This window comes from Rhodococcus sp. NPDC019647 (assembly GCF_044389235.1).
In the GTDB taxonomy this organism is placed as follows: Bacteria; Actinomycetota; Actinomycetes; order Mycobacteriales; family Mycobacteriaceae; genus Rhodococcus_F; species Rhodococcus_F oxybenzonivorans.
The window spans coordinates 351,732-369,353 of record NZ_JBIRXS010000005.1; the positions used below are offsets into that span (position 1 = coordinate 351,732).

Consider the following 17,622-nt stretch of genomic DNA (forward strand, 5'->3'; position numbering starts at 1 on the left):
ATTTGATGTGATCCCAGGGAGGAAGTGCCATGCCACAGCAGGCCGAAACGACCGACACGAGTGCGGGCACCACGCCGTTGCCTTCCGCGGAGCCGTCACCAGGAACGTTCTCGTCCCTGGACCCGCGCACCGGCGAGGTACTGGCCGAGTACTCCATCCACGGCGAGCGTGACGTGCGTGACGCGGTCGAGCGAGCCCGCAGCGCAGCTCAGTGGTGGAAGGGACTCGGTTTCGACGGCCGAAAGAAGTGGCTGCTCGACTGGAAGAAGTCGATGGCGCGGGACGGCGAGCAACTCGCCCGGCTGGTTGCGGCCGAAACGGGAAAGCCGTACGACGACGCACTCCTCGAGGTCATGCTCGCGATCGAGCACCTCGACTGGGCGGCCAAGAACGCCGGCAAAGTTTTGCGCCGCCGCAAGGTGGCTTCCGGCCTGGTCAGTGCCAATCAGGCGAGCAGCGTCGGATACGAGCCGATGGGTGTGGTCGGCGTCATCGGTCCGTGGAACTATCCGGTGTACACCCCGATGGGCTCCGTCTCCTACGCTATGGCGGCGGGCAACGCCGTAGTGTTCAAGCCCAGCGAGCTGACCCCCGGGGTGGCGGTATGGATCGCCGAGAAGTGGGCGGCCCTCGTCCCGCATCAGCCTGTCCTCCAGGTTGTCACGGGTGATGGGTCCACCGGATCGGCGCTCGTCGCAGCCGGCGTGGACAAGATCGCCTTCACAGGTTCTGCCGCGACGGGCAAGCGGGTGATGGCCGCGTGTGCGGAAACGCTCACTCCGCTCGTCGTGGAGGCAGGCGGCAAGGACGCCATGCTGGTCGACTCGGACGCAGATCTCGAGGAAGCGGCCGGCTTCGCCGTCTTCGGTGCCATGGGCAACGCCGGGCAGACGTGCGCCGGAGTGGAGCGAATCTACGTGGTCGATTCTGTCTACGACGATTTCGTCCGATTGGTCACCGACAAGGCGAAAGCTTTGCACCCAGGCCCGAAGGATGCGTCCTACGGGCCGATGACGATGACCAGCCAGTCGGACGTCGTGCGCCGTCACGTACAGGATGCGTTGGACAAGGGTGGCTCCGCCGTGGTCGGCGGGCTCGACTCCATCAAGGACGGCTACGTGGGCCCGATCGTCCTGACCAACGTCCCGGAGAACAGCACGGCGATCTGCGAGGAGACCTTCGGGCCGACGGTCGTGGTGAACAAGGTCGCGAGTCTCGACGAGGCGGTGACGAGAGCGAACGGCACCGCCTTCGGCCTCGGTGCTTCCGTATTCACGAAGGACGCCGGAAAGGCGATGCGCGTGGCCGAAGCCTTGCGGGTCGGTGTCGTCACGATCGGTTCGGTACTCGGCTTCGCCGGTGTCGCTGCGTTGCCCTTCGGCGGCGTCGGAGACTCAGGTTTCGGTCGCATCCACGGAGCGGACGGGCTGCGCGAGTTCTGCAGGGTCAAGTCGATCGCCCGGCAGCGGTTCGCGGCACCGTTGAATCTGCTGACGATGGAGCGAAAGAAGCGCGACATGCTTGTTTCCGCCTGGATGCTGAAGAACCGTCACGGGCGTTGAGTGCGGCCGGAAAGGGCGACAATCCCATGCTGATGAAGAACGACAGTGCCGACAGGTCCCCAGGCGCCGCTCCCCGCGGCAGGTATGGCTGGGTACACCGAATCGAACAACTCGATCCGGTGCGTGATCACCAGGAGATTCACCGCATCACGGCAGGTTTCGAGTTTCCCTGGGACTACCAGCGGTCCCTCGAGTTCGCGTTGTTCCGGACCTACTGTGTCCCGACTGTCTCCGAATTGCTCCAGCGCACCGGTGAATTCGAGAAGCGGCCACAGAAGCGCTACGACGACACGGCCCTCCTGATGGCCGAACTGGTCGAACACGGGTACGACTCCGAGCGGGGGATCGAATCCCTGCGTGTGGTCAACCGCATGCACGGCAAGTACGACATCGACAATGACGACATGCTGTACGTGCTCACCACGTTCATCTACGAGCCGATCGATTGGATCGACCGCTTCGGGTGGCGGCGGCTCACTCCGCACGAGCGCCTCGCGTGTTTCCACTTCTACCGCGGCGTCGGGGTTCGAATGGGTATCAAGGACATTCCCACGAGCTACGAGGACTTCTACCGGTTCAAAGCCGACTACGAGCGGAAACACTTCCGGTACACGGAGGACAACCACCGCGTCGGAACCTACACGCGAGATTTGTTCTGCTCATGGTTCCCCAGGCCGTTGCGGCCCTTCGTGGCGCAGGGAGTAAATGCTCTGCTCGACCCGATGATGCTGTCGGCGTTCGGTTTCGACGCTGCACCGGTGTGGTTGCAGCACACCGCCCGGCGTGTGCTCCGATTGCGGGGCAAGTTCGTACGCTTCCTGCCGCCGCGCACCAGCTCGAAGGCCGCCCGGGACGCGCGCAATCGCACTTATCCGGGTTATCCGGTGGGCTACCGGCCGCGGGACCTCGGCGCAGACAAGGACAACCACCGCGGCGCCCTTGGTCCGTCATTGTCCGAGGAGGACGGCCACCATCAGAGCGTGGAGCCGGGCGCGTGACTCCTCGGCGGTATCGAAGTGGATGAGCCGGCCGATGTCGAGTACCAGGCCGAGCGCGGCATGTACGAGGAACCGCGCCTCGGCTGCCGAAAGCTCCGACCGCACCGCGGTGACGAGATGTACCCACTCCTCGACGTGGAGACGCTGCACGTTGCGGAGATTTCGTCGTTCGTTCTCGGGCAGATTCCCGATTTCGGCGAAGTAGACGGACAGCACGGCCGGATTGCGGAAAGCCAATTCCAGATACGACTCCGCCAGGGTGCACAGCGCCTCCCGAGGGTCGGTAGCGGCGGACAGGGCAGCCGACGTCGCCACTGCGAGCCGATCCGCCGCACGATAGAAAACTGCCGCCAAAAGATCTGCCTTGCTGGGGAAGTGCCGGTACACACTGGAGGCATTGATTCCAGCGGCCGCGCCGATTTCCTCGATACTCGAGTCGTGATAGCCGTTCCGGTCGAAAATGTGCACGGCCTCGTTGATCAGCAACTCGCGCTTGGACGTCATGGTCAGCCCGCCCGTGCCCTCGACTCGTGCCGGCACGTCACCGGTCGGTACGGCAGGCGGAAGGGTTGTGCGGAGAATCGACTCACACGCGCTCGTCAGAAGCGCGTGGAGGCGACGAGTAGCCAGGGCGGTGCGGTGTGCGCTGATACTGGCCATCACGCTGAGCGTCGCGGCACCCTGAGTCGTGGCATCGACGGCCGACAGTTCCGGCCGCAGCTGTCGCAGCGGCGCCGCCACGCATTGGGTTACGTGGACGAAGACGTTCCGGATGCGCGTGCGGTCGTCGGCCTGGAGGTACCTGCCCTCCCACCGGTAGAGGCCCCCCAGTTTGCGGTGTTCGATCGTGTTGGTGACCAGCGCGGAGATCAGCCGGTCGAGCCGCTCCCCGGCGGCCGCCTCTTCGAGGCCTGCGAGTGCATCGTCGGCGGCGGTGCGCAGTGCATCGGCGGTCGTGGTGGCTGCATGAACGAACAGGGCGTACTTGTTGGGATAGTGCCGGTAGAGGGCGGGACCTGAGATTCCGATGGTGGCTGCGATGTCGTCGACGCCGACGGCGTGGTAGCCGCGCTCGCTGAACGCTTCCGCCGCGACGGTGGCGATCTGCGCCTTGCGGTCTTTCGGCCGACGGCGAATGGGCCTTTCGGTGGCGGCGCCGGCCGCCGTGTTGGTCCGGGCCACGGTCACCTCCGGTAGTCGGCCTGTGCTGCCAGTTTATCTGTTCGTCATCTTAACCGGCACTCCCGTGCGTATCGATCGACTCCGGGTGCAGTTCCGGGTCCCGGCTCGCGCCAACATGCCGAAATCGCTGTGTACCCATACTGATAGTGCTTGCCCAGCATTGACACCGGTGTGAGTTGGCGAATAAGTTAACCAGTATTCGCATGCGCGTTCAGCCGGTTCGGGGCCGCGCGCGCTCTACGTCGTCGATAACCGGGCCGCCGCCGGGCGGCACCTATGAAGAGGTGCACTGAGATGCTGAGAACGAAATTCACCGAAGCCGAAGCATTGATCACTCGAAAACTTTCGGACGCGACGGGTACGCGCGTCGGGGCAGCGTCGTGACCGCTCCCGCGGTCGACGGCCTCCGCGTCGTCAGCGACGGCGGGATCCTCCGGATCACCATCGATCGCCCCGACCGGATGAATGCGCTGGACCTGGCGCACATGACAGCTCTCGGCGCGATCCTCACCGGCGCGGCCACCGACCGCTCCGTCCGGGTCGTCGTCATTTCCGGAGCGGGAAAGGCTTTCAGCACGGGCGCCGACCTTGCCGCCGCTGCGGCGGCGGGAGGTAGGGAGGCGTCACCCGAGGTGGTGATGGAGGCGGCGAACAGGGTGGTACGAGCCATCGTCGACCTGCCGGTGCCTGTCATAGCGCAGGTGAGCGGCGCCGCAGTAGGGGTCGGCGCCTCGATCGCGCTGGCAGCCGACCTCACCTACGCCTGCCAGGATGCGTACCTGCTCCTTGCGTTCGTCAACATCGGGCTGATGCCCGACGGCGGTTCCAGTGCGCTCATCGCTGCGTCGATCGGCCGCGCGAGGGCCACCCGGATGGCGTTGCTCGGTGAACGCCTGGGGGCGCCGGAGGCCGAGCGCGAAGGGTTGATCACGGGAGTCTTACCGGCCGGTGAACTGGCGGCTCACGTCGACGCCGTCGCGGCGAAGCTGGCTCATGGTCCGCGGCGTGCCGTCGAACTGACCAAGAGGGCGCTCACGGCATCGACGTTGACAGCGCTCGAAGGTGCCCTCGAGCGGGAAAAGGCCGGGCAGACCGAACTGCTGCAGGGGCAGGATTTCGTCGAGGGAGTGACCGCGATGCTCGGCAAGCGAGCGGCTCGCTTCCTGGGGTGATTCCACCGATCATTCGAGCCGTCCGCATCCGTTCAGCATGCGAATTCCGGTTAACAAAACCGTTCCGATCACAGTCATGATCTGTAATACTCGTCACAGCCATCGCGCAGGTCCGTCGAAGCGTGCTGGAAGAGACGAGTACAGCGAAGGGACCACGAACACAATGCCATCTCGTAGCGAGCTGCTCACCCAGCCACTGCAATCCCGCCGCAACCACTGGAACAATTGGGTAGCGACCCATGCCGAGATGAAGCCGGACCATGCCGCGTTTCGCTTCCTCGGGCAGAACACCTCCTGGCGTCAACTCCACGACCGCTCCGAGGCGCTTGCCGGGGCACTGTCCCGCCGTGGAGTCGCGTTCGGTGATCGCGTCCTCCTCCTGACCCTCAACCGGACCGAGTTCTTCGAAGCGGTGCTCGCGATCAATGCGCTCGGCGCCATCGCCGTGCCGGTCAACTTTCGGCTCACACCCCCTGAGGTCGCGTTCATCGCACGCGATTCCGGTGTACGTGCCGTGTTCACCGAGCCGGCGCTCGCGCCGCTGGTCGCGGCCGTACGCCAGGAAGTTCCGGAGCTGAGCCTGGTCGTGAACATGGGCGCGGTGACCGAGGGCGACGTGCTCGGCTACGAGGCGCTACTCGTCGAAGGCGGGCCTGCGTACAACCCTGTCGACCTTCCGGAGGACACCCCGTCGCTCATTCTGTACACCTCCGGAACCACCGGAACCCCCAAAGGGGCGGTGCTGTCCCACTCGAACATGGTCGGGCAGGCCATCACCTGCATCCGCGCCATGCGCTACGACCGGGGTGACGACATCGGGTTCCTTGCGTCACCGGTATTCCACGTCGCCGCGCTCGGTTCCGTCGCCCCCATGCTGATGCTCGGGGGGACCACAGTGATCCATCCCCTCAAGGCCTTTCATCCCACCGAGATGCTGGACGTGTGGGAACAGGAACGGGTCACCTCCGTTTTCCTGGTACCGGTTCAGTGGCAGGCAGTGTGTGCCGACCCCACCGTCGAGGGTCGCGATCTCGCGCTGCGAGTCATCAGCTGGGGTGCAGCCCCGGCGTCGGATACGGTCCTCCGTTCCATGGCGGACACCTTCCCGCACGCTCTGATCGTCGCGGTGTTCGGGCAGACCGAAATGTCACCGATCACGTGCGTGCTCGACGGCGACGACGCGATGCGCAAAATCGGTTCCGTGGGCAAGCCGATCCCGACGCTCCACACCCGCATCGTGGACGACGAGATGAACGACGTCGAGCCGGGCACCGTCGGCGAAATCGTCTACCGCGGACCGACCATGATGCAGGAGTACTGGCAAAACCCGACCGCCACAGCCGAGGCTTTCGCCGGCGGCTGGTTCCACTCCGGTGACCTCGTGCGGCAGGACGAGGAAGGCTTCGTCTACGTCGTGGACCGCAAGAAAGACATGATCATCTCGGGTGGCGAGAACATCTACTGCGCCGAGGTGGAGAACGTACTGTTCGCACATCCGAGGATCCGCGAGGCAGCCGTCGTCGGCCGCCCCGACCCGAAGTGGACCGAAGTGCCCGTGGCCATCGTGGCGCTCGCCGACGACGGTGACGACCTCTCGGCCGACGAGCTCACGGCATGGCTCGACGACAAACTGGCCCGCTACAAGCATCCGAAAGACGTCGTCGTCGTCGAGGCGTTACCGCGCAATGCCAGCGGCAAGGTCGTCAAGGGCGAACTTCGAAAAATGCACGGCGCGAACAGCGTCGTAGTCTGAACCCGTGCCGAGATGACATTCGAACTGCCACCCACGAAGGGGCCGTTGAGCCAGTTCGCCCATGAGGTCGGCGCGCTCATCGGTTTCTCGATTGCGACTGTGGTTGCCGCAGTGCGAGTGCTCATCAGGCGCAGGCTGGCATGGCGAGAATTTCTCGACCAGGCGTGGCGGCTCGCGTCGGTCACCTCGGCGCCTGCACTGCTTCTCATGATCCCGATCGGGGTTCTGATCGCTGTGACGATCGGCAGTCTCGCCGGTCAGCTCGGTGCCGAGGGATATACCGGGGCGGTCGTCGGCTTCGTGATCGTCGGGCAGGCGTCTGCACTGGTATGCGCGTTGATGCTGGCCGGTGTCGGGGGTTCCGCAATCTGCGCCGATCTGGGGTCGCGCACGATCCGGGAAGAGGTCGAGGCCATGGAAGTCATCGGGCTCAACGTGATCGAAAGGCTGGTCGTCCCGAGGGTTCTCGCATCGGTCGTCGTCGGGGTCGCGCTGTGTGCGATGGTCACGGCGATCGGTGTGTCGGCCTGCTTCTTCTTTCAGGTCGTCGTCCAGGACACCTCGGCCGGCAGCTTCCTCACCGCACTGTCCCAGTACACCCGGCTCTCGGATTTCGTCGTCGCGCTCGTCAAGTCCGCCGCCTTCGCCGTCACCTCAGCGCTGATCGCCAGCTTCAAGGGCCTGCACACCAAGGGCGGTCCCAGTGGTGTTGCCGATGCCGTCAACGAGGCAGTGGTCCTCGCTTTCATCTTGGTGTTCATCGTGAATACCGTTCTCAGTCAGCTTTATTCCGTTCTCGTCGTCCCAGTGGGTGGTTACTGATGGTGGTGGTTGATGCCAGATGGTCCGCGGCGCACTGGGCGAAGTCGAAGGCTCGTCAACCCCTGAATCTGCTGACGGGTCTGGGCCGGGAATTCACTTTCTACGGAAGCGCAATCGCCGGAATCCCCCTCGCAGTGGTGAAGTACTGGCGGCACATCATGCGCCAGGTCGGTGACATCAGCTTCGGTGGCGCCACTGTGCTCGCCGGCGGCGGCGCGATCGGAGTCGTGTTCGCCATGTCCGCAGTTGCGGCCACTCAGGTGGGCATCGAGGGTTTGCGCGGGCTCGATCTACTGGGAATGGGGTCGTTGTCCGGGCTCCTGTCCGCGATTCTGAACACGCGTGAGCTGGCGCCGGTGATTGCGTCGATAGCGCTCGCGGCCAAGGTCGGGACCGGGTTCACCGCGCAGCTGGGATCGATGCGGATCTCGGAGGAGATCAGCGCGCTCGACGCGATGGCGATCCGCTCGCTGCCGTTTCTGGCGAGCACCCGGCTCGTGTCCTGCCTGATCTGTGTCGTGCCGCTCTACATCGTGGGGCTCCTGTCGTCCTACCTGGCGTCGCGGCTGGTGATCGTCACCTTCGCCGGACAGTCCGCTGGTACCTACGATTACTACTTCCATCTCATGCTCACTCCCACCGATATCCTGTACTCGTTCGTCAAGGCGATCGTCTTCGCCACCATCATTGCGCTGGTGCACTGCTCGTACGGGTATCACGCATTCGGAGGTCCCGAGGGCGTCGGCCGGGCCGCCGGGCGCGCGTTGCGCACCAGCATCCTCGCCATCGGAATCGTGGACCTGCTGTTGACTCTTGCACTCTGGGGTCTCGTGCCGTCCGCTCCCGCGCTGGGGCTGCCGTGATGCGGGGCCGCCCGGGCGGCCCAGGGACGATCGCCCTCGCCGTTCGCGGACTGCTCGGCGTCGTCGTCCTCGCCACCGGATCGATTCTCCTCGTCGGCTTCGGCACCGAGTCGATCGTGACCGATCCCGTGGTGCACGCGACCCTGCCTGCAGAGGCGGGCGCCGTGAAGTCGCATTCGACGGTGTCGTACCGCGGCGCCGCGGTGGGCACCGTGGCCAGTGTCGATCCCGGCATCGAGAAGTCGGGGTTGGAGATCAGCCTCGATCCCCAGCAGATCCACTACATCCCGGCGAGCGTTCGCGTTCGGATCGTGCCCCGCACCCTGTTCGGCGACCAGATCGTGGACCTCGTACCCACCGGCGCCGCAGCCGGAGCGAGGCTCGCCGAGGGAGCGCACCTCCCACCCGACACCTCTACCGAAACGGTGCAGATGTACGACCTGTACTCGCGCGTCTACCAGCTGTTGTCCGAGGTGGAGCCGGAACAGATGCAGGCGGCCCTCAGTGCGATCGCGGACGCGCTGCGCGGCCGAGGCGAGCAGCTGGGTCACACTCTCGACAGCTTCCACGAGGTCGCGCAGGCGACAGCGCCGCTCGTCGATTCGGTGGCGCAGCGCGCCCCGCAGATCGCCCGTCTCAGTGAGCAGCTGGGTGCGGCATCCCCGGATCTACTGGCAACGATGGAGGCGGCGACGTCCCTGTCGCACACCCTGGTGGAGAACGCCGACAGTTTCACCGGGTTTCTCGCCGCCAGTCTCGTCGTCTCCAGGAACTCGGGGGCAGTCGTGGAGGAGAACGCCGATTCGTTGATCGCTGTGGCACTGAATCTTTCACCCACCCTCGGCACGATGGCGAGTAAGTCCGACATGCTGCGGGCAACACTCGACGAGCTCGGTCCGTTCGGCGAGGCAGGGGCATCGGTTTTCGCGACCGGCAAGTTTGCTGTGCGGGTCGCCGCCGACCTGTCGAATCCGCGGCCGTACACCGCTGCGGATTGCCCTCGTTATCCCGGCCTCAGCGGGCCCAACTGCGGTGAAGGACGTGGTCGATGAACGTCCGCAGATCGGCCTTCAAATTGGCGATCTTCCTGGTCATCGCGGTGTTCGCCGCAGTTCTCGTGGTCAACACCCTGCGCGTCCCCGTCCCCGGCCCGACGGTCGGATTCAAGGCGATGTTCACCGACGCCCAGGGCGTCACGCCTGGCAGCGACGTCACCATCGCCGGCGTGCGAGTAGGAAAGGTCGATTCGGTGCAGATCGTGGACGGTGATGCCGGAACCGCCTCTGCCCTGGTCGATTTCCGGGTGGAGCGCGATCAGAAGTTGCCCGCCGACACCACCGTCGCCATCCGGTACGGCGACTTGCTGGGTGTCCGGTACCTCGACCTGAGTGCAGGAGAAATCGGGAAAGGCACGCTCGAGGAGGGGGAGACGATCCCGCTCGACCGCACTTCGCCTGCCCTGGATCTGACGAGTCTGTTCAATGGTTTCAAGCCCCTGTTCGAGGCGATCGACCCCACACTGGTCAACGAACTCGCCTCCGAGGTCGTCGCCGTATTCGACGGCCGGAGAACCAGTGTCGACACCCTGCTGCGACGGGTCACCGCGGTGACCGGAAATCTGGCGAATCACGATCAGGTCATCGGTGAGCTCATCGGCAATCTCGAGGTCGTCGCCACCACCGCGGCCGCCAGGGGACCAGAACTCTCGCACTTGGTGGAAAGCCTCACCGCGTTCACCGGGATGCTCGCCGAGAACAACGACGTGTTGATCGACACCCTCGACAACACGGCTGCCGTCAGTGCCTCCATGATCGACATCCTCGACGGCCGAGTTCCCGAACTCACCCGAACGGTAGACCGGATGAATTCGCTTACGGGTGCGATGCTCGGCGCGAACGCCGAGTTCGACCATCTGATGACGGCGACTCCGAGCTTCTTCGCCTCCGTCAACCGCGCCGGCGAGTACGGATCGTGGCTCAACATCTACCTGTGCACCTTCATCGTCAATGTCGACGGTCAGGAAGGCGCATTGGGTCCAGACCTGCATTCGAGGTATTGCCAATGACGTTCGTGGACAAGGTTCGGGACGTTTGGGACTCCCTGTCCGGCAAGAAACGTGTGCGACCGGTCAGTCCTCTTGCCGTGGGAGCCGTGGGAATCACGGCCGCCACACTGGTTCTGGCAGTCGTCCTCGTCGTGCCTCGGCTGAGCTTTACCGTTCGGACCGACGCGTACACGGCGGAACTCGCCAACGCGGCAGGCCTGACCACCTCGGACTACGTCTACGTCGCCGGAGTTCCTGCCGGCCGGGTCACGGAGGTCGAGCTTGCCGGCGATCGGGTCCACGTACATTTCCGGCTCGACGGTGAACGACGGCTCGGCTCCACGACTTCGGCGGGAGTGAAACTGTCGACCATCCTCGGTAAGAGATATCTCGATGTCGCGCCTTCCGGGCCGGGTGAAACGCCGTCGAACGGAGTGATCCCGCTGAGCCGCACCAGCGTGCCCTACTCCCTCGACGACATCGGGTCCGGCGCGATCGAAGCAGCGAGCGAACTGGACGTCGAGGGACTGCAGAAGATGGTTGCGACGGTCACGGACACGATGCCCACGGATGCCACCCTCAACCGGGATGCGCTGGCAGGGATCAGCGCAGCGTCCGCGATCCTGGCCAAGAATGCCGACCAGATCACGCAATTGCTCGACAGTTCCCGAACTGTGACGGATGTGCTGGTAAGTCAACAGGACCAGTTGTCGACGCTGCTGGGAAACGCCGAGGTCGTCATGAAGACGCTGGCGACGCGACGGGAAGCGATACGTCAGATGGTCGACGATCTGGAGTCCCTGGTAGCTCAGGCGTCGCAGTTCCTCGGCGAGAACACACACGATCTCGACCTCCTGCTTGCGAACGCACGTGCGGTGACGGACCGCCTCAACGCCAACCTGGGCAATATCGATACCCTCCTCACACAGGGTGCACCGGCCGCACGCGCCCTGGTCAACTCGACCGGAACGGGCGATTGGGCCGACGTCTCCGCACCCTCCGCCTTCATCGCGGACAACCTGCTGTGCGTCGTCGGACTGCTGACGGGGTGTTCGTGAAGACCGCGGCGCGCAGGGCTGTGGGGATCGCTCTGACGGTCGGGCTCGTCGTGGCGATCGCCGTGGCCGGTTGGCTGGTGATCTTCCGTTCGTCCTCAACCACAGTGCATTCGGAGTTCGCCTACGTGAACGGGGTCTTTCCCGGAACCAAGGTCACCGTGCTGGGTGTCCCGGTGGGCGCCGTCGAGGCGGTGGAACCGAGGGGTGCGACCGTTCTGGTCACCATGTCGGTCGCCGCCGACGTCAGCCTTCCTGCGGATGCGCATTCGTATGTGCTGGTGTCGTCCGCGATCGGTGAACGCTTCGTCGAACTCGGACCGGCCTACACCGGGGGACCGGTACTGGGCAGTGGCGACACCATCCCGCTCGAGCGCAGTCACTCGCCGATTACCTGGGATCAACTGATGGACAGTGTCGAGACTGTGGTCGAGGTGCTCGGTCCGGAAGGCGGCAACGTGGGAGCCGCACTCTCGGCCACCGCGGCGTCCACTCACGGTACGGGCCAGGCGATGAACGATGCCATCCGCACGCTGTCCCAGGCGAGTTCGGTCGTCGCCGGCAACAGCGAGGACATCGGCGCCCTCATCGATAATGTGGAGGTGCTCGTCACGACGATCTCGGCGCGGCAGGCTCAGGTCGACTCGCTGGCACAGTCGCTGACTGTCGTCGGCGACGAGTTCGCCGGACAGCAGTTCGAGACCGGCTCCACGATAGTGCAGCTCATGACTCTGCTGGACCACATCGATCAGCTCGTTGCCGCTCGCGGCGGCGACCTGAGTGCCAGTATCGACAACCTCGCCGGAATGAGTGGAGTTCTTCGACAGCACGACACCGACCTCGCCGAGATCATGGATCTGCTGCCCTTGCTCGTCGACAACATTCAGCGTGCGGTCACCCCCGACCAGCGTGCCCGCATCCGATTGAACATCTCGACCAATCTTGCGCAGGCCGAGCCGACGTCGCCTCTGTGTCAGGTTGTCGATCCGATCCTCTGCCGCGGACCAGGAATCACCAACCCGATTCAATTCCCTCCCAGCATGTCCGATCCGTTCGGGCTACGTGAACTCATGGTCGGAGGACGATGACGATTCTCAGCAGAATGCACGCACTGACGACTGTGGTGATCCTCGGGGCCGCCGCGATCACGTCCGGATGCTCGCTCAGCCTTCAAGGCCTGTCGGTCGGTCACGCGCCCGACGGGCCGTCGTATCGCATCACCGCAGAGTTCGCGGGTGCCGACCGGGTCGTACCCGGTGCCGAAGTCCGGACCGGACAGGATGTGATCGGTCGCGTATCCGAGGTGTCCACCCGAAACTTCACGGCCAGGCTCGAGATGCGGATTCGTGACGACGTCCGTGTGCCTCGAGATGTCACCGCGCGGATCGAGTTGCCCACTGCCCTCGGCAATCCGTTCGTGCGGTTGAACTTGGAGGACGGAATCGGGGCGCCGATGGGCGACGGTGACACGATTCCATTGGTACGCACGTCGCGCGGCCCAGACATCGAAAGTGGACTGGCAGCGCTCGCCACCGTGCTCAACGGCAGTGGAATCGATCAGATGAGCACCATCATGAGGGAATTGAGCGCAGCCTTCGCCGGCCGCTCCGACAAGGTGCGAGACCTCGCGGACATGTTGAACGACACGCTGGTCGTCGTCGACGACCACCGTGACGAACTGAACCGGGCAATAGGGGCGTCCCATGCGTTTTCCGCCGAATTGGCGGCCGGGCAGCCGATACTGGATCGCGCGCTGACCGAAATGTCGCCGGTGATCGACCTACTGCTGTCCCAGCGTGAACAGATCACCGCGCTCATGCACCAGGCGTCCGCACTCACCGGGGAAGCCGAACGTGTCCTCGGGAGCGCCGGAACGGAGCTGTCGGCCGAAATCGATGACGCCGGCACGGTACTGGCCGCCCTCGAAGGATTCGAATCGGAGCTGGCGCCGACACTGGACGCGGTCGCACGGTTCCTCGGTGGATTCGCCGCCGCCACACCCGGCGACTACGTGACCTTCAACGGGACTTTCGACGTCACGGCGGTCATCGCGAAACTGCTCACCGGCTCGGCGCCCCTCGAGGTCCCGGAAGCCCGGACGCTGGCCGAGGTCCTCGGCGGAGGTGTCCGCTGATGACCCGGCACGTCGTGGCGCAGCTCGTCATGTTCGTTGTGATCTCGCTGGTCGCGATCCTGTTCGGGTTGCGGTACGTCGCCGGACCGGACACGTTCGGCGATCCTCTCCGGCTGAGCGCCGAGCTGGACAACGCAGCCGGGCTCGCCCGCGGAACCTCGGTGAACTACCGCGGTGTGGGAGTGGGCACAGTCGATTCGGTCGACGTCAGCCCGTCCGGTTCGGGCATCGTGCTCGGAATCGAACTGCATCCGGGCACCGAGATACCGATCGGGTCCGTCGCGAAGATCAGCACCGAGAATCCGGTCGGCATTCAGTCGCTCGACATCATGCCCACCACCGACCAGCCGCCCTATCTGGTCGACGGAGACGTCATCGCCATCCCGGCGGACGGGGTTCCGAAGTCGCTGGACGCTACCCTCGTTCAGGCGACCGACCTGGTGAACACACTCGACGTGCGCGACCTCTCCACGATTGCCGACACGTTCGGCACCGCCTTCCAGGGAACCGGACCGGACCTGCAGAACCTGCTCGACAATTCGGCCGAGGCAGCGCAGCTACTCGACAGCCGCACAGAAGCGCTCACCACCATCGTCGACACGGGAATGCCACTCCTGGACAGCGCCGACGGATTGGCTGCAGCACTGCCCGGATCGGCGAGCACCGCACGAAATGTCTTCGAACAACTGCAGGCCAACGATGCGGCCCTCGTCGAATTGATGGGGCGCTCGCCCCAAACGATGGCGAGCCTCGACTCCCTGCTTGCCGGCAACCGCGACTCCCTCGGCACCATGCTCGCCGATCTGGTCCTCCCCACCCGCATCGTGGCGGATCGGCAACCGTCACTCGACTACGGCTTGTCGATCATGCCCACGGCACTGCCGAAGATCGGTTCGATCGAGAAGGGCGGACTGGCCGATCTGCTCCTCGTCGGCACGCAGGGCCCGATGTGCGTGTACGACGCCCCCCGCCGACTGGTCACCGAGGCGGAATTACGTGAACCGGCCCTCGACTGGACGTGCCAGTCGCAGGAGTACCTCGAACAGCGTGGTGCGGTCAATGTTCCACGCCCCGACGATCTCGGGCAGGAGAACGCGACTCGGAGCGGGGGTGTGTACGGTCCGCCGGCCGCAGACGACCCGTTGGTGATTCAGCCACCCCTCACAGGCAGGACCCCTCGCTGATTCCGCGGGACTCGACGGGACCGCAGGCGGACGTGGGTGCTACGGGGGAGTCCCTGCGGCCCTTCGGTATCCGCGCACCGCGGGGTAGGTGAACACGATCAGTCCACCGATCGACCAGGCGATCGTCTTGATCAGTGGTTCCGCCACCGGACCGCCCATCGACAGACCCTTCATCGCGTCGATGGCACAGGACATCGGCTGGTTCTCGACGAACGACTGCAACCAGGTCGGGTACGCGGCGGTGGGTACGAATCCCGAGTTGAAGAACAGCAGAAGTGTGCAGAGCAGGGACAGCAGTTCGACGAGTGGCGCCTTCCCCGCGTTGACAGCGAGGGCCGTCACCATCGTCGCGAAGCTGACGCCGAAGAGAAGTGGCAGAAGCATGAGGCCCACGCCGGCGAGGACGCCCTGGTCGAACCGAAAACCGAGGGCAATTCCGACGGCGATGATGAGGACCGTCGTCAGAGAGATGCGCACACACTCGGCCAGCAGCCGGCTGACCAGGGGAGAAGCCCTGTGGACGGGGAGAACCCAGAACCTGCCGAGCAGGCCGTTGGCCCATTCCTTCTTGAGGGACAGTCCCCCCGCGATGGAGCCGAACATGGCACCGACCAGAGTGATCATGGGGACGGTGCCGTACAGACTGTTGACGCCCGTGGCCTTGGTGATCGAAATGCCCAGCACGGCCCAGAACATGACGAGCATCAGCGCGGGATAGACGATGGCCTGGATCATCGTTCCGGGGTCGCGAGCCCAACGCACAAGAAGCCGTTTCGTCTGCAACAGGCTGTGAACCACCAGGGCGGAAGCCGAATTCTCGGGATGCGGCTTCGACACCGCGGGGAACGTCACCCGGGTTGGCGCCTCGGCTCGATACTCGGTGGTCATCCGCGCCTCACATTCGACCAGATCGACAACGGAACGAAAGCGAGCACGAGTCCGGCGCACCACAGCAGAGTCGGCGTCATCTGGTGCAGGGTGATCGTCCCCTCGGTCATGGCACGCATCGATTCGGAGAACTGAGATATCGGCTGGTTCCGCACGAAGCCCTGCGCCCACTCCGGGAACTGGCTCACCGGAACGAATCCGGAGGAGAACATCCCCAGAATCAGCTGCGGGAGCGTGAGCGCCTGGCTGGTGACTTCCGGGCTCCCCGTCAGCGTTCCGAGCGCATCGGCACCGGTCGTGAGTGCGAACCCGATGAGCATCGCCAGGGCACAGAAGCCGAGGGTCAGCCGCGTGCCGCCATCGAACCTGAAACCGATGAGATACCCGTAGGTCACGGCAGCGACGAGCGAAATGGACGAGTGCACGAGTGACGCCGACATGCGCGCCGCCAAGGGTATGGCTGCTCCCACGGGCATGGTCTGGAATCGGGTATTCATACCGTTCGACGCCTCGGTCGCCGCTCGATGCGCGGCGGACACGGCCGTGAACGCCATCGCCTGGAGCACGATGATCGGCATGACGAACTGGGCGTAGTCGACGCCCTGGAACTTCATCACCAGACGCAGCGGTAGGTAGAAGCCGACCGTGAAGATCAACGGCGCCAGCACCGCGATGAAGAACTGACCCGTCACCGACATGGTGTGGAGATTTCGCTGGGTCAGTGCAACCCACTGCTGCACGTTGGACGGCTGGGGCTTGCGGTGCTTGCCCGCGAGAGCGCGTTCGAAGGCTACCTGCGGGGGCGCCGTCACGACGGCAGGCTCTCGTCGACGCGTGCATGTCCGGTGAGCGAGAGGAACACGTCGTCGAGCGACGGCCGTCGGAGTGCGATGTCGGCAAGTTTCACACCAGCCATGTCGAGGCGACGAAGCACCTCGGCGAGAGTCTGGGCACCGTGCTCGGCCGGAATCGACAAGCGGTCGGAACCTTCCTCGATGACGCGGTCGGGAGGGCACAGGCCTGCAAGAACCTCGCGCACGCGCGGCAGATCGGAGAGTTGGACCGGCACCACTTCGCAATAGCTGCCGCCGGTGCGGGCCTTGAGGTCGTCCGCCGAGCCTTCGGCAATCACCGTGCCCTTGTCGATGACCACGATGTTGTCGCTCAGCAAGTCGGCCTCTTCGAGGTACTGCGTGGTGAGCAGAATGGTGATGCCCTGATCTTTCAGCGCAGACACGAGACCCCACACACCCTGACGGCTGCGGGGGTCGAGACCGGTGGTCGGTTCGTCGAGGAACACCACTTCCGGCCGGATCACCAGACCGCACGCGATGTCGACGCGTCGACGCATACCGCCCGAGTAGCCGGATACCTTTCGGTCACCGGCGTCGAGGAGGTCGAACTGAGTGAGGAGATCCTGGGCCCGCGCCTTCGCGTCGCCCTTGGGCAGACCCATCAGACGCCCGAACAGCACGAGGTTCTCGCGGCCGGTCAACGACTCGTCGAGGGCTGCGTACTGCCCCGTCATCATGATGCTCCGCCGCACGTCCGCCGATTCGGTGACGACGTCGTGCCCGGCGACGAAGGCCCGTCCGGCATCAGGCCGGAGCAGTGTGGACAGGACGTTGACGGTGGTGGTCTTTCCCGCGCCGTTGGGGCCCAGGATGCCCAGAACCGTGCCGCGGGGTACCTCGAAGCTCACGCCCCGCAACGCTGCGACGTCACCGAAGGATTTTTCGATTCCCTCGACAAGTACGGCGGTGTCAGGTGCAGGCATGTCCTCGAGTATGGCACGCGAGAAGTGAGATGAAGCCAGACCCGCGAACCATGTCCACGCCCGGGGAAGGGGCCGGGGAAACTTCTGTAACGCGCGCAGACAGGTACACGATAAATGCCGCACACCTGTACCAGTTCCACTCCCGTGACCGCCGCAACCTCTGCGTCTTCCACGTCGACGGCCATGGT

General features: G+C 64.9%; 16 protein-coding genes. 12 read left to right on the forward strand and 4 right to left on the reverse strand.

Going from position 1 to position 17,622, the window contains the following annotated elements:
• Positions 1 to 29 precede the first annotated feature (29 nt).
• Both ACH49N_RS14080 and ACH49N_RS14085 read left to right on the forward strand, forming a co-directional pair.
• Positions 30 to 1,562, forward strand: a complete 1,533-nt coding sequence (locus tag ACH49N_RS14080) for an aldehyde dehydrogenase family protein (protein ID WP_358272948.1) — start codon at positions 30 to 32, stop codon at positions 1,560 to 1,562.
• 26 nt (positions 1,563 to 1,588) lie between these two features.
• Positions 1,589 to 2,560 (forward strand): oxygenase MpaB family protein, encoded by a 972-nt coding sequence (locus tag ACH49N_RS14085; RefSeq protein WP_358272996.1) that lies wholly within the window; start codon positions 1,589 to 1,591, stop codon positions 2,558 to 2,560.
• Here ACH49N_RS14085 and ACH49N_RS14090 read toward each other — a convergent pair.
• Positions 2,510 to 3,748: a TetR/AcrR family transcriptional regulator gene (locus ACH49N_RS14090; protein ID WP_397504595.1), complete on the reverse strand. Its 1,239-nt coding sequence runs from the start codon at positions 3,746 to 3,748 to the stop codon at positions 2,510 to 2,512. The two genes, ACH49N_RS14085 and ACH49N_RS14090, sit on opposite strands and share 51 nt — an antisense overlap.
• Positions 3,749 to 4,122: 374 nt before the next feature.
• Here ACH49N_RS14090 and ACH49N_RS14095 point away from each other — a divergent pair, with 374 nt between their 5' ends.
• From ACH49N_RS14095 to ACH49N_RS14140, 10 genes are all read left to right on the forward strand, one after another.
• Entirely contained in the window at positions 4,123 to 4,914 is a 792-nt protein-coding gene (locus tag ACH49N_RS14095) for an enoyl-CoA hydratase (protein ID WP_358272952.1), read from the forward strand.
• A gap of 163 nt (positions 4,915 to 5,077) precedes the next feature.
• The gene (gene fadD5 / locus ACH49N_RS14100; protein ID WP_358272953.1) at positions 5,078 to 6,667 is read left to right on the forward strand and encodes a fatty-acid--CoA ligase FadD5; all 1,590 of its coding nucleotides are present in this window, start codon (positions 5,078 to 5,080) and stop codon (positions 6,665 to 6,667) included.
• A gap of 12 nt (positions 6,668 to 6,679) precedes the next feature.
• Positions 6,680 to 7,489 carry an ABC transporter permease gene (locus ACH49N_RS14105; protein ID WP_358272955.1) on the forward strand — a complete coding sequence of 270 codons (810 nt, stop codon included), beginning with the start codon at positions 6,680 to 6,682 and terminating at the stop codon, positions 7,487 to 7,489.
• A gap of 2 nt (positions 7,490 to 7,491) precedes the next feature.
• Positions 7,492 to 8,352, forward strand: coding sequence for an ABC transporter permease (locus ACH49N_RS14110; RefSeq protein ID WP_109335228.1), 861 nt, complete (start codon positions 7,492 to 7,494; stop codon positions 8,350 to 8,352).
• Positions 8,352 to 9,404, forward strand: coding sequence for an MCE family protein (locus ACH49N_RS14115; protein ID WP_358272998.1), 1,053 nt, complete (start codon positions 8,352 to 8,354; stop codon positions 9,402 to 9,404). Before ACH49N_RS14110 ends, ACH49N_RS14115 begins: the two co-directional genes overlap by 1 nt.
• Positions 9,401 to 10,417 carry an MlaD family protein gene (locus tag ACH49N_RS14120; RefSeq protein WP_358272956.1) on the forward strand — a complete coding sequence of 339 codons (1,017 nt, stop codon included), beginning with the start codon at positions 9,401 to 9,403 and terminating at the stop codon, positions 10,415 to 10,417. The genes ACH49N_RS14115 and ACH49N_RS14120 overlap by 4 nt, the downstream gene beginning before the upstream one ends.
• Positions 10,414 to 11,454 carry an MCE family protein gene (locus ACH49N_RS14125; RefSeq protein WP_358272958.1) on the forward strand — a complete coding sequence of 347 codons (1,041 nt, stop codon included), beginning with the start codon at positions 10,414 to 10,416 and terminating at the stop codon, positions 11,452 to 11,454. Before ACH49N_RS14120 ends, ACH49N_RS14125 begins: the two co-directional genes overlap by 4 nt.
• Positions 11,451 to 12,539, forward strand: coding sequence for an MCE family protein (locus tag ACH49N_RS14130; RefSeq protein ID WP_358272960.1), 1,089 nt, complete (start codon positions 11,451 to 11,453; stop codon positions 12,537 to 12,539). Before ACH49N_RS14125 ends, ACH49N_RS14130 begins: the two co-directional genes overlap by 4 nt.
• 14 nt (positions 12,540 to 12,553) lie before the next feature.
• A complete protein-coding gene (locus tag ACH49N_RS14135) occupies positions 12,554 to 13,585 on the forward strand; it encodes an MCE family protein (protein ID WP_358272961.1) in 1,032 nt (343 codons plus the stop codon).
• A complete protein-coding gene (locus ACH49N_RS14140; protein WP_358272963.1) occupies positions 13,585 to 14,769 on the forward strand; it encodes an MlaD family protein in 1,185 nt (394 codons plus the stop codon). Before ACH49N_RS14135 ends, ACH49N_RS14140 begins: the two co-directional genes overlap by 1 nt.
• Before the next feature lie 39 nt (positions 14,770 to 14,808).
• Here ACH49N_RS14140 and ACH49N_RS14145 read toward each other — a convergent pair whose 3' ends face one another.
• The 3 genes from ACH49N_RS14145 to ACH49N_RS14155 are packed head-to-tail and all read right to left on the reverse strand — an operon-like array spanning position 14,809 to position 17,434.
• On the reverse strand, positions 14,809 to 15,657 hold the full coding sequence (locus tag ACH49N_RS14145) for an ABC transporter permease (RefSeq protein ID WP_109331610.1): 849 nt from the start codon (positions 15,655 to 15,657) through the stop codon (positions 14,809 to 14,811).
• Positions 15,654 to 16,469, reverse strand: a complete 816-nt coding sequence (locus tag ACH49N_RS14150) for an ABC transporter permease (protein ID WP_109331609.1) — start codon at positions 16,467 to 16,469, stop codon at positions 15,654 to 15,656. The genes ACH49N_RS14145 and ACH49N_RS14150 overlap by 4 nt, the downstream gene beginning before the upstream one ends.
• On the reverse strand, positions 16,466 to 17,434 hold the full coding sequence (locus ACH49N_RS14155) for an ATP-binding cassette domain-containing protein (RefSeq protein WP_109331608.1): 969 nt from the start codon (positions 17,432 to 17,434) through the stop codon (positions 16,466 to 16,468). Before ACH49N_RS14155 ends, ACH49N_RS14150 begins: the two co-directional genes overlap by 4 nt.
• Between the last annotated feature and the right edge of the window lie 188 nt (positions 17,435 to 17,622).

Coding starts and splice junctions, on each gene's coding strand:
- ACH49N_RS14115 (WP_358272998.1), top strand. CDS start 8,352: ATGCGGGGCCGCCCGGGCGGCCCAGGGACGATCGCCCTCGCCGTTCGC.
- ACH49N_RS14080 (WP_358272948.1), top strand. CDS start 30: ATGCCACAGCAGGCCGAAACGACCGACACGAGTGCGGGCACCACGCCG.
- ACH49N_RS14135 (WP_358272961.1), top strand. CDS start 12,554: ATGCACGCACTGACGACTGTGGTGATCCTCGGGGCCGCCGCGATCACG.
- fadD5 (WP_358272953.1), top strand. CDS start 5,078: ATGCCATCTCGTAGCGAGCTGCTCACCCAGCCACTGCAATCCCGCCGC.
- ACH49N_RS14085 (WP_358272996.1), top strand. CDS start 1,589: ATGCTGATGAAGAACGACAGTGCCGACAGGTCCCCAGGCGCCGCTCCC.
- ACH49N_RS14145 (WP_109331610.1), bottom strand. CDS start 15,657: ATGACCACCGAGTATCGAGCCGAGGCGCCAACCCGGGTGACGTTCCCC.
- ACH49N_RS14155 (WP_109331608.1), bottom strand. CDS start 17,434: ATGCCTGCACCTGACACCGCCGTACTTGTCGAGGGAATCGAAAAATCC.
- ACH49N_RS14105 (WP_358272955.1), top strand. CDS start 6,680: ATGACATTCGAACTGCCACCCACGAAGGGGCCGTTGAGCCAGTTCGCC.
- ACH49N_RS14125 (WP_358272958.1), top strand. CDS start 10,414: ATGACGTTCGTGGACAAGGTTCGGGACGTTTGGGACTCCCTGTCCGGC.
- ACH49N_RS14120 (WP_358272956.1), top strand. CDS start 9,401: ATGAACGTCCGCAGATCGGCCTTCAAATTGGCGATCTTCCTGGTCATC.
- ACH49N_RS14140 (WP_358272963.1), top strand. CDS start 13,585: ATGACCCGGCACGTCGTGGCGCAGCTCGTCATGTTCGTTGTGATCTCG.